This is a genomic window from Pseudomonas sp. 7SR1 (assembly GCF_900156465.1).
Taxonomy (GTDB): domain Bacteria; phylum Pseudomonadota; class Gammaproteobacteria; order Pseudomonadales; family Pseudomonadaceae; genus Aquipseudomonas.
Genome location: NZ_LT707064.1, coordinates 857,827 through 868,770, shown reverse-complemented (window position 1 = coordinate 868,770; position 10,944 = coordinate 857,827). Strand labels below are relative to the sequence as shown.

Annotated in this window: 11 protein-coding genes; 2 read left to right on the top strand and 9 right to left on the bottom strand. The window is 62.8% G+C overall.

Annotation, left to right across the window (positions count from 1 at the left end; genetic code table 11):
• Window positions 1-139 precede the first annotated feature (139 nt).
• From urtA to BW992_RS04050, 4 genes are all read right to left on the bottom strand, one after another.
• Window positions 140-1,405 (bottom strand): urea ABC transporter substrate-binding protein, encoded by a 1,266-nt coding sequence (gene urtA, locus BW992_RS04065; RefSeq protein WP_072397855.1) that lies wholly within the window; start codon window positions 1,403-1,405, stop codon window positions 140-142.
• A gap of 372 nt (window positions 1,406-1,777) precedes the next feature.
• Window positions 1,778-2,788, bottom strand: coding sequence for a FecCD family ABC transporter permease (locus tag BW992_RS04060; protein ID WP_072397854.1), 1,011 nt, complete (start codon window positions 2,786-2,788; stop codon window positions 1,778-1,780).
• Window positions 2,785-3,732, bottom strand: coding sequence for an ABC transporter substrate-binding protein (locus tag BW992_RS04055; protein ID WP_072397853.1), 948 nt, complete (start codon window positions 3,730-3,732; stop codon window positions 2,785-2,787). Before BW992_RS04055 ends, BW992_RS04060 begins: the two co-directional genes overlap by 4 nt.
• Entirely contained in the window at window positions 3,729-4,517 is a 789-nt protein-coding gene (locus BW992_RS04050) for an ABC transporter ATP-binding protein (protein WP_072458621.1), read from the bottom strand. The genes BW992_RS04055 and BW992_RS04050 overlap by 4 nt, the downstream gene beginning before the upstream one ends.
• 306 nt (window positions 4,518-4,823) lie before the next feature.
• Between BW992_RS04050 and BW992_RS04045 the strand changes: the two genes are divergently transcribed.
• Entirely contained in the window at window positions 4,824-5,129 is a 306-nt protein-coding gene (locus tag BW992_RS04045; protein ID WP_072397851.1) for a hypothetical protein, read from the top strand.
• A 178-nt stretch (window positions 5,130-5,307) separates the two neighbouring features.
• Entirely contained in the window at window positions 5,308-5,652 is a 345-nt protein-coding gene (locus BW992_RS04040) for a hypothetical protein (RefSeq protein WP_076405650.1), read from the top strand.
• 8 nt (window positions 5,653-5,660) lie between these two features.
• Here BW992_RS04040 and BW992_RS04035 read toward each other — a convergent pair whose 3' ends face one another.
• The 5 genes from BW992_RS04035 to BW992_RS04015 all read right to left on the bottom strand — a co-directional run bounded on the left by BW992_RS04035 (window position 5,661) and on the right by BW992_RS04015 (window position 10,827).
• The gene (locus BW992_RS04035; protein ID WP_072458620.1) at window positions 5,661-7,040 is read right to left on the bottom strand and encodes a PepSY-associated TM helix domain-containing protein; all 1,380 of its coding nucleotides are present in this window, start codon (window positions 7,038-7,040) and stop codon (window positions 5,661-5,663) included.
• Window positions 7,041-7,230: 190 nt separating this feature from the next.
• Window positions 7,231-9,345, bottom strand: coding sequence for a TonB-dependent copper receptor (locus BW992_RS04030; RefSeq protein WP_072458619.1), 2,115 nt, complete (start codon window positions 9,343-9,345; stop codon window positions 7,231-7,233).
• A gap of 83 nt (window positions 9,346-9,428) precedes the next feature.
• On the bottom strand, window positions 9,429-9,845 hold the full coding sequence (locus BW992_RS04025; protein ID WP_072397907.1) for a DUF2946 domain-containing protein: 417 nt from the start codon (window positions 9,843-9,845) through the stop codon (window positions 9,429-9,431).
• A 57-nt stretch (window positions 9,846-9,902) separates the two neighbouring features.
• Entirely contained in the window at window positions 9,903-10,382 is a 480-nt protein-coding gene (locus tag BW992_RS04020) for a copper chaperone PCu(A)C (RefSeq protein WP_072397847.1), read from the bottom strand.
• A gap of 46 nt (window positions 10,383-10,428) precedes the next feature.
• Complete coding sequence (locus BW992_RS04015) at window positions 10,429-10,827, bottom strand: DUF2946 domain-containing protein (protein WP_072397846.1); 399 nt, start codon at window positions 10,825-10,827, stop codon at window positions 10,429-10,431.
• Window positions 10,828-10,944: the final 117 nt, after the last annotated feature.

Genomic DNA, 10,944 nt, shown 5'->3' with positions numbered 1-10,944 from the left:
TGCTTTTTGTGGGAGCGAGCTTGCTCGCGATAGCGCAGTCTCAGTCACTGTTCTTCTGGCTGATCCACCGCTATCGCGAGCAAGCTCGCTCCCACAGGGTTGTGTATCGGCCCGGGGATCCGGGCCGACACCCATGGACTCAGTTGCTCTTCACCGCATAGTCAGGCTTCTTGTCGTTGCCGGCGATGAACGGGCTCCACGGTTGGGCACGGATCGGGCCTTCGGTCTGCCAGACCACGTTGAACTGGCCGTCGGCCTGGATCTCGCCGATCATCACCGGCTTGTGCAGGTGGTGGTTGGTCTTGTCCATGGTCAACGTGTAGCCCGACGGTGCCGCGAAGGTCTGGCCGGCCAGGGCTTCGCGAACCTTGTCGACGTCGGTGGACTTGGCTTTTTCCACCGCTTGCGCCCACATGTGGATACCCACGTAGGTGGCCTCCATCGGGTCGTTGGTCACGGCCTTGTCGGCGCCCGGCAGGTTCTTGGCCTTGGCGTAGGCTTTCCAGGCTTCGACGAATTTCTTGTTCGTCGGGTTATCCACGGATTCGAAGTAGTTCCAAGCGGCGAGGTTGCCGATCAACGGTTTGGTGTCGATGCCGCGCAGTTCCTCTTCGCCCACCGAGAACGCCACCACCGGCACGTCGGTGGCCTTGAGGCCCTGGTTCGCCAGTTCCTTGTAGAACGGCACGTTGGAGTCGCCGTTGACCGTGGAGATCACGGCAGTCTTGCCACCGGCCGAGAATTTCTTGATGTTGGCGACGATGGTCTGGTAGTCGCTGTGGCCGAACGGGGTGTAGACCTCTTCGATGTCCTTGTCCGCCACGCCTTTGGAATGCAGGAATGCGCGCAGGATCTTGTTGGTGGTGCGTGGGTAGACATAGTCGGTGCCCAGCAGGAAGTAGCGCTTGGCGCTGCCGCCTTCTTCGCTCATCAGGTATTCCACCGCCGGGATCGCCTGCTGGTTCGGCGCCGCGCCGGTGTAGAACACGTTCGGCGACATTTCTTCGCCTTCGTACTGCACCGGGTAGAACAGCAGGCCGTTGAGTTCTTCGAAGACCGGCAGTACGGATTTACGCGACACCGAGGTCCAGCAGCCGAACACCACCGCGACTTTGTCCTGGGTCAGCAGCTGACGACCTTTTTCCGCGAACAGCGGCCAGTTCGACGCTGGGTCCACGACCACCGCTTCAAGCTTCTTACCGTTGACTCCGCCCTTGGCGTTGATCTCGTCAATGGTCATCAGCGCCATGTCCTTGAGGGACGTCTCGGAGATCGCCATGGTGCCGGACAGCGAATGCAGGATGCCGACCTTGATGGTCTCGGCGGCCTGGACGGTCCAGGCCATGCCCATCGCGGCAATGCTGGCCGAGAGTGTAAAAGCCTTGATCAAGCTACGACGCTTCATGGTGCGATCTCCGTGGACTTATGAATTTTTTTCGAAGGCAGATGCAGACGCTGAAGGCGCTTTTGCAAGGGGTGTGCCCGGTCGGAAAAACACCCGTAAACAGGGAGTTGGCAATGACGGGAGCAGAACTTCTGCACCATCAGCGAACGCGTCATGGGTATTGGTGCGAAGGGATGCGCCACATTGGCGCGCAGTGGGGCAAGTGCCCTCCGGGAACAAGCCAGCTATGGCGAGGGGATTCATCCCCGCTGGGCTGCAAAGCAGCCCAACCAGATAGATGGCGACGGCAGGTTCCTGGGACTTCTGCGCAGCCCGACGGGGCGGTGCGACGTTTCGCTCAATCCCCTCGCCACAGGGCGAGTCGGTGACAAGTCAGCGGCGGCGCATCAGGCCGATGAAAAACAACCCGCCAATGGCAGCGGTGGCCACACCGATCGGCAAGTCCTCCGGTGCGATCAAGGTCCGGGCGGCCACGTCCACCCACACCAGGAACAGGCTGCCCAGCAGTACGCAGGCCGGCAGCAGTCGTCGATGTTCGGCACCCACCAGGCGCCGGGCGATGTGCGGCACCATCAGCCCGACGAACCCGATCGAGCCACTGATGGACACCAGCACGCCGGTCATCAGCGAGGCGATCAGGAAGATCCATACTCGCACTTTCGGCGCATTCAGGCCCAGGGTCACGGCGGTCTGCTCGCCGGCCATCAATGCATTCAACGGGCGAGCCATACCCAGCAGCAACACCAGCCCCAGCAGCACACTGGCAGCCGGCACCGCCAGCAATTCCCAGCGCGCCAGGCCCAGACCGCCCAGCATCCAGAACATCACCGCGGAGCTGGCGCGATGGTCACCGACAAACAGCAGCAGATTGGCCACCGCCATCATCACGAAGGATACCGCCACGCCGCACAGCAGCAGACGATCGCTTTCCAGGCGGCCCTGGCGGCTGGCAATCGCCAACACCAGCAGCATGCTCAGCAAGGCGCCGATGAACGCCGCCAGGGGCAGGGTCAGCAGGCCGACGATTTCGCCGACATGCAGCACCACGATCACCGCGCCCAGGGTCGCGCCGGAAGTGACGCCCAACAGATGTGGATCCGCCAGTGGGTTACGAGTCACCGCTTGCAGCACCGCACCGATCAGCGCCAGTCCCGCTCCAACCAGGGCGCCGAGGAGCAGGCGCGGGACGCGGATCAGCCACACGATGTGTTCCTGGCCGGGTGTCCAGTGGACTTGGCCTGCCCCGAAAGCCTTGTTCAGCAGGATGTCCCAGACCACCCCCACCGGCACCCGCGCCGGCCCGAAGCCCAGGGACACCACGCATGACACCAGCAGCAACGCGCCGAGCAGCACCAGCAGCGCGCCATAGCGACGTGTGGTCATCGGGCGTGGAATCCCTTCGCCAGGGTTTGCACCGCCAGTACGTTATCGATGCCCGGCGTGGCCTGGACATAAGGGATCACGATGAAGCGCCGCTGCCTGATCGCCTCCACCGACTGCAGGGCCGGATTGCTCAACAGGAACTGCTTTTTCTGCTCGGCGCTGACTTCACCGTAGTCGACGATCACGATGACCTGGGGGTTGCGCTCCACCACGTTCTCCCAGTTCACCCGGGTCCAGCTGGTCTCCACGTCGTCGAGAATGTTGCGTCCGCCCGCCGCCTCGATCAGCGCCTGGGGCATGCCCAGGCGCCCGGAGGTCATGGCCCGGTCTTCGCCGCTGTCATACAGGAACACCCGCGGTCGATCGGCGGGCAACTGTTCGCGGACTTCGGCCACTTGCGCCTGCATCGTGGCGATGAGTTCATTGGCGCGATCCTGGACGTCGAAGATCTTGCCGAGGTTGCGCAGGTCGTTATAGGTATCTTCCAGGGACGCCGCCGGACGTTTCATCACGAACGCGCAGGACTCGGTCAGCTCATACACATTGACCCCCAGGGGTTGCAGGGTCTGCGGTGTCAGGTCGCCGCCCACGCGCATGCCGTAGTCCCAGCCGGCGAAGAAGAAGTCCACGTTGGCATCGAGCAGGGTTTCCACGGAGGGGTACTTGGCCGCCAGCTCCGGCAGGCCTTCGAGGATCTTCGCCATCTCGGGAGTCACCGACTTCCAGCCACTGATGCCGCTGTAGCCCACCATGCGTGGCTTGAGCCCGAGGGCGAGCATCATCTGGGTCATGTTGATGTCATGGCTGACGGCGTGCCGGGGGGCCTGGTCGAACACGACCTGGCGGTTGCAGCTTTCGATCGTCAGCGGGTAGCGGGTGGCTTCGGCCAGGGCGTGGGCACTGCACAGCAGCATGGGCAGAAGCAGCAGGGAGCGCAGGGTCATTGTTGGGTTATCCAGGTGATTCGTGGGTAGCCGGCCAGGGGATGTTCGTCCACCAGGGCTTCGATACCGAACACTTCGCGCAGCAGCGCGGCGGTCAGGACTTCTGCCGGCGTGCCGCTGGCGACGATCTGGCCGTGGTCGATCACGTACAGCCGGTCGCAGAAGGCAGCGGCGAGGTTCAGGTCATGGAGGCTGGCGAGGGTACCGATGCCGAGGCCCTTGATCAGTTGCAGCAGTTGCAGCTGATAGCGGGGATCGAGGTGGTTGGTCGGCTCGTCGAGGATCAGCAGTTGTGGCTGCTGGGCCAGTGCGCGGGCAAGGATAACCCGTTGTTTTTCACCGCCCGAGAGGGTCGCGAATGCATGGTCGCCAAAGCCTTCCAGACCGGCCGATGCCAGTGCCTGGCGCACAAGCCGCCGATCCTCGTGATCGTCGCCATCGAACAGGCCTTTATGAGGAGTGCGGCCCATGGCGACTACTTCTTCCACCGTCAGGCCGAAGGCGTCGGGAAACTCCTGCAGCACCACGGCGATGCGTTGAGCGCACCAGCGCGAGGATTGTTGCCAGACGTTGTAATGGGCCAGCTTCACCTCGCCATGTTCCGGTCGGCTGAAACGATAGGCGCAGCGCAACAGGCTGGTCTTGCCACTGCCGTTGGGCCCGATCAACCCGACGAATTCACCGGCCGCCACCTGCAGCGTGACGTCCCGCAGCTGGAACTGATGGTGGCAGTGACCGTGGCCCAGGGGCGTCCAGGCGAGATGGGTGAGGGACAGGGAGGTCATGCATCTACTCAAGTCATGGTGGCGCGCGCATCCCACAGGGTTGTGTTCGCGTTTTTCCAATAGCGGGCGCGATTGTAATGGTTCACGCCGCTTTCCGTTAACGCGCCGTCTTCAACCGCAGGATTAGATTGGCTCCGGTTGACAGCTCATCCCGCAACCGGGGCAGTGATTGCGTTGTAGCTTTGCCGTCTAAAAAAGAGCGAGGTAATTCCTAATCAGTTAAATGCACTGTCATTTATTACAGTTTATCTGGTTGCGGTTGGCTTTTACTCTGGAGTCTCCACTACTCATCATGAGGATGAATCGATGAACCGATTGATAAATGGACTTACCCTGGCAGCATTGCTGGCAGGTATTCATCAAATCGCGCTGGCGGATGACTGCACCGAGGGGTGGCGCAAAAGCTCGGCCGCCCAGAGTTGCGGGGCGCAAGGCCAAGGAATAGGGGGCGGCTGGGCCGATATCAAGGATGAAGGCAACGGGCAGTGCTTGCTTCATACCTGGTGCACGGTAGGCCCAACCCACAATGGCATGCCAAACTCCTTCCGTGGCACGCCCGATACGCTGTCCAAGCTGCAAAATATCAACGGAGTGCTCAAGGTCGCTCCATGACTTTGAAAGGCGTCGAGGTCGGGCAGCGCGGAATCAGCGTCGACTCCGCGCTTGCCGTTTTGCCCCGAGTGCTGTCGCTTGCGACCGAAGTGGTCTGAAGCGGCATTGGTATCGAGAATGACCGCAAGGCCTGTTGGATGCGGGTCGGCCTGCTTCTCCTCAAGCGAGGTTGAAAGCCATGACAATGTCCAGGTTTCGGGTGTTTGTCGGCGTGCTGACCTTCTGGTGTCTGTTCATCCGCCCTGCTGCTACTTCCGAGCTTTCCTGCGAGCAGGCATGGGGAGCCAACCCCATCAGCTCCAGCTGCAAGGCGACGGTGAGCGCCGTGGAGGGGCGCCCACCTCCCGCGATGATCGAGCCTCAGGGCAACGGGCAATGCCGGATCACCGTGACGTGCAGAAACGCCTACGGTGGAGGCACGCCCAACGAGGTCGAAGGGGTCAGCGTCATCGAGGTGAAAAGTCTTCACATCTGCAACGGCATCCTTCAACGGGAGTCCTGTGGGGACCTGTTTCGACCCTGATCGTTTTTTCAGCGTACGGCATCGCTGTTGGTGCCTGGCGCCCAGCGCGAAACCAACACGCGGTCGACGATCCAGATCACCACCAGCGACGCGCCCACCAACGGAAACACCACCGCCAGGGCCAGCATGATGAACACCCCGGTCTTCCAGGTCGGCAAGTCGTGACGCAACGGCGGCACGCCGAACTTGCCCTGGGGCCGGCGTTTCCACCAGATCACCAGACCGCTGACGGCACTGAGCAGAATCATCAGGCAGATCAGCAGCACGATGATCTGGTTCAGCGGGCCGAACATCTTGCCTTCATGCAGCATTACGCCGGTTTCGGTGGCGCGGGCGACGATGCTGTACTGCTCCCAGCGCACGTCCGCCAGGACCTTGCCGGTGTATTGATCGATATGCAGGGTGGCGTCGTTGCGCGGGTCGTCGGCGAAGACGGCAATGGTGAATACGCCGCTGGCGGTCTTCGGCAGGGTGATGCTGTAGCCGGGCGTCACGTTGCGTTCGCTGGCGATGTCCTGCACAGCCTGCAGGCTGACCGTCGGGGCGGCGGGGCCTTCATGCTGGCGGCCATGGCCCATGTGTTCGGCATGGTCGCCGGACATCGGCATCGGAGTGTTTTCCACGGCCCAGGGCACGGTCTGGCGATGAGCGTTGTTGAGGCTGCGGGCCTCCACGTCGGACTTGGGTACGTCGTTCCACATCGCCGCCGGAAAGCGGTTCCAGAGGTCGGCGTACTGCTTGCCCCAGAAGCCGGTCCAGGTCATGCCACTGAGCAGCATCACCAGCAGCAAAGCCGCGCCCCAGAAACCCATGACGACATGCAAGTCGCGCCAGAACAGCCGGCCGCGAACGTGCCATCGGGGCCAGAGTACACCGGCCGTCGATTGCCCGCGCGGCCACCACAGGTACAGCCCCGACACCACCAGCACCACGCCCCAGCCGGCGGCCATTTCCACCAGCCGGTCACCGATGGTGCCGATCAGCAACTCGCCGTGGATGGCCCGGGCCATGGCCTGGAGGTTGTTCTTCGCATCCTGTTCGCCGAGCACGTCGCCATGGTACGGATCGATGTACACATTCAATTCCCGGCCCTTTTCGATCACCACGAATTGCGCGCTGCGCCCGGCGTCGGGCGGCGGCAGGTACTGGGTGACCTGGCCTTCGGGGTAGGCCTGGCGAACCTGCTTGAGCAGGTCGTCCGCCGCCAGGGTGTGATGCCCGGCGGGTACGTTCAGCAGGCTGCCGTACATCAATGGGTCGAGCTGTGGCTTGAACAGGTAGATGATACCGGTCAGGGCCAGCATCACCATGAACGGCGCCACGAACAGCCCGGCATAAAAATGCCAGCGCCAGGCCAGGTTGTAGAAATTCGGTTTCGGTTGGCTCATTGCAAAGCGCTCCGCAGGGCAAATAGGTCGTTATGTTGTGCCGTCAGTCAAGGTGGGATCGAACCCTGTGGGAGCGAGCTTGCTCGCGATAGCAATGGTTCAGCCTGCATCGATGTTGAATGCGCCTTCGCCATCGCGAGCAAGCTCGCTCCCACAGTTTGTGTCCTTGCTGACGGATCTCCGGTGCCGGTTAGAAACTCATGTCCACCTTGGTCCAGAGCGTGCGCCCCGGTTCGTTGATGGCCTGCGGGTCGCTTGCCGGGTAGCCGAACCCGGCATTGCCGGCCAGGTTCAGGTGTTCGGCATAGGCTTTGCCGAACAGGTTGTCGACGCCGCTGCTGACCTTCCAGTGTTTGTTGATGCGGTAGGCACCGTTGAGCGAGAACACGCCGAAGCCCGAGCTCTTGCCATAGTCCTTGCCCACCACGTTGCCCCTGTTCTCGTCGACCCGATGCTGCGCCGCCACCACACGCCACAAGGCGCCGGCGCTCCAGCGGTCTTCGCTGTAGGTCAGCCCGAGGCGGGCATCGAGCGGTGGCATCTGCGCCAGGGCGCTGCCATCGCTGCTGTTCTTGCCCCAGGCGTAGGCCAGGGTCGCATCGGTCTTCCAGTGGTCGGTCAACGGGTAGGCCGCGCCCAGTTCGCCACCCATGATTCGCGCATCGATGTTCTCGGCACGGGAGGTGGTCCCCATCATGCCGGGCGTGTAGTCGAACAGGATGTAGTCGCGAATCTGCCCGACATAACCCGAGGCCCAGGCTTCGAGGGTTTCGCTCTTGTATTGCAGGCCGAAGTCGAGCTGGGTGGTCTTTTCCGGCTTGATCGAGTCGAAGGCATTCAGCGAACCGCTGGGGCCCGCGTTCGGCGAGAATAGCTCCCAGTAATCCGGGAAGCGTTGGGCGTGGCCCAGGCCCGCATAAAGAGTGGTCGGGCTGTCGGCCAAGTCATGTTCATAGCGGACAAAACCGCTGGGCAGGGTGTCGGCCCGGGTCTCGTCGGCGGTGGGGTTGGGGCGGGCCGACATGCCGGAACCGATGCTCTGGCGATAGTCCTTGGCCGAGGCGCGGTCGAGCCGGGCGCCGCTCACCAGCCGGTCGCGGTCGGCGACGTACCAGGTCATTTCGCCGAAAACGCCATAGTTGTGGAAGTCGGCGTCCTTGGTGTACGGCAGATCCTTGTAGGTATCGATGCCCATGCCGCTGCGCTGGCGATGCTCGTTGGTCTGGGCGTCCAGTCCGCTGATCAACTGCACGTCGGCCCAGCGCCAGGTGGCCTTGATACGTGCGCCCAGGGTGCGGCGGTCGACATTGGAAGCCATGGGCCCGGCCATCATCCCGGTGCCGGATGGCGTGCGCAGGGTGTAGTTGTCCATGACGTGGTCGGCATAGTTGTAGTAAACCTGGGCCTCGACCTTGTCCAGCACGTCACCGATGTTCGATCGCTCGAAACGCAGCCCGAGGCTTTCGCGCTTGAATTGCGAACCGTCCATGCCTCGCCCTGCGTAGCGCGCTTCACCATCGCCCTTGCCCGCGGTCAGTTCCAGCAGGGTGTCGGCGTCCGGCGTCCAGCCAAGGGTGACGTCGCCGTTCCACTTGTCGTAGCGCGATGGCACGGTGTCGTTGTTGCCGTCACGGTAATCGTCCGAGTGGGCCGTATTGCCGATCACCCGTACATAACCCAGTGGGCCGCCGGCGGCGGCATCCAGCACCTTGTCGAAGCGACCGTTGGAGCCGGCCAGCACACTGGCGTTGACCCGGGTGCCCAGTTCGCCGAACTGCTCCGGCTCGCGTTCGAACAGGACGGTCCCGGCCGATGCGCCAGGGCCCCAGAGCACCGTTTGCGGGCCCTTGATGACGGTGAGCTTGTCGTAGGTTTCCGGCGAAATGTAGGAGGTCGGCGCATCCATGCGGCCCGGGCAGGCGCCCAGCAGCATGCTGCCGTTGGTGAGGATATTCAGTCGCGAGCCGAACATGCCCCGCAGCACCGGATCGCCATTGGTGCCGCCGTTGCGTACCAGGGCAAAGCCGGGAATGGTCTTGAGGTAATCGCCGCCGTCACTGGCCGGCACCGGCTGGCGCGGATCCTTGGGATCGGTGACGACGGTCAGGGGTGAACTGGGGGCGATGGCGGTGATGACCGTCGGGCTCAGCTCTTCGAGCTGGCCTTCGTGATGATCGTGCTCATCGGCCAGCGTGTGTTGGGCCAGCAACAGGCCGCACAGCGCAGCGACCATAGGGCGTAAACGAACCCGTGGCTCGTTCGGGAGGCATCGAACCAAAGCGATGCCGGCAGAAAACCTGGACATGAGGATTCCATCGAACAGACGTAAACGACACGGTCGGGCAGCCTGGGGCTGTCTTGTGCGACCGGGTGAAGTAAGTGTCGGGCTTACGCGGCGAAGGGCGGTGCGCGGGTGCGGGCACCCGGGAAGAAGGAGGGCCGGACATGGCCCAGGCGTGGGGACGGGCTGGTGTGGGTGTTGGCCGTTGGCGTGTCGAAAACGGCGAAGGATTGTCCGCCCGGCAGGGCAGGGCAATTGAACAACAGGCTGCAGTAGCCGCACTTTTCCCACAGCGCATGGTGCTGGCTCTGGGGGGCACAGTGCTCGGCGGCTGTCGCGTCGTGCTCGGCTTGGGCACTCGTCGACATGTCCATCGTGTCCATGCCCATCATGCCCATGCTCATGTCCATATTCATGGACGCAGGCATAGGCCGATCCATCGGCATCGACTGAGAAATCAGTGGACCGATGAAGATCATCAGCATCGCGAACAGGCTGATCCAGCTGCCACGTGCCAGGCTCATGGGCTGGCGACGGGGACGGGCCGGGCTGCTGCGGGGGTTACCCATGGACAAGCTCGATCAGTGTGCGTGCATCGACGGCTTGCTGCCGTCGGGGGCTTTTTTCTGCACCGCGACGTCGACGGTGATATCCCCGGCTTTTTCGAAATGCAGTGTCATGGGGAAACGCTTGCCGTCGCTCAAAAGGCTGCGGTCCTTGAGCTCCAGCAACATCACGTGATAAGCCATCGGCGCGAAGGTGACGGTAGCGCCGGGGGCGATATCCACCACGGGCACCGGCTGCATCTTCATCAGGTCGTCTTGCTTCACGTGCTCGTGGAGCTCGGCCTTGGCGGCAATCGGCGATTCGACGCTGAGCAGTCTGTCGGCACTCTTGCCGGTGTTGTGAAGCACGAAGTACGCAGCCACGGTGGGCGCGTTGGGTGGCAGTTCCTGGGACCACGGGTGGCCGATCTCCAGTTCCCCCGCTTTGTACTGATGTGCGTGGGCGAAGCCGACGGGAAGCAACAGGGCGGCCAGCAGGATGAGTCTGTTCAACATGGCAGTTCTCCGAAGTGATTCAGGGCGCAGGTATGTGCGAAAGGAATCAGACCAGAGGCGAGGCGCGGGGGTTGAGACTTGGCCATTGCTGGCGCGCAGTGAGGCTGTCGAGCGTCGGAGGGACGGCGCCGGCGTGGGCCAGTCGCGCATCCACGTACAATTGCGCAGGTTGCCCGGCCAGCGCCACCAGCGGCGCGGAACCGGAACAGCACCAGCAATGCTGCATCGTCGAGTGATCGTCGTTCTGCGGCGTATTCTGTTCGAACTTGCCCAGGGAAATCGCCACCATCTTCGTGCCGCTGGACGAACAGAAACTGCCCCAGAGCAGTTGCTCGGCCGGCGCGTTTGCAGTCGCTGAAGCGTTCCCGGAAAGCGGCATGGCGAGCATGTTGAACAGCACTGCGAAGCAGGCGATCCAGGCAAATGCAAGCCGTTGTCGGGACATGGGGCAATCCGCTCGGTTGGGCGATCAGGTGGCGGTATTTAGCCTGATCGAGGGGCAGAAGTAAAAAAGCCATGTGCGGTGTAGGGTCGCAGGGCTCGTATTAACAGTAGCAACAGA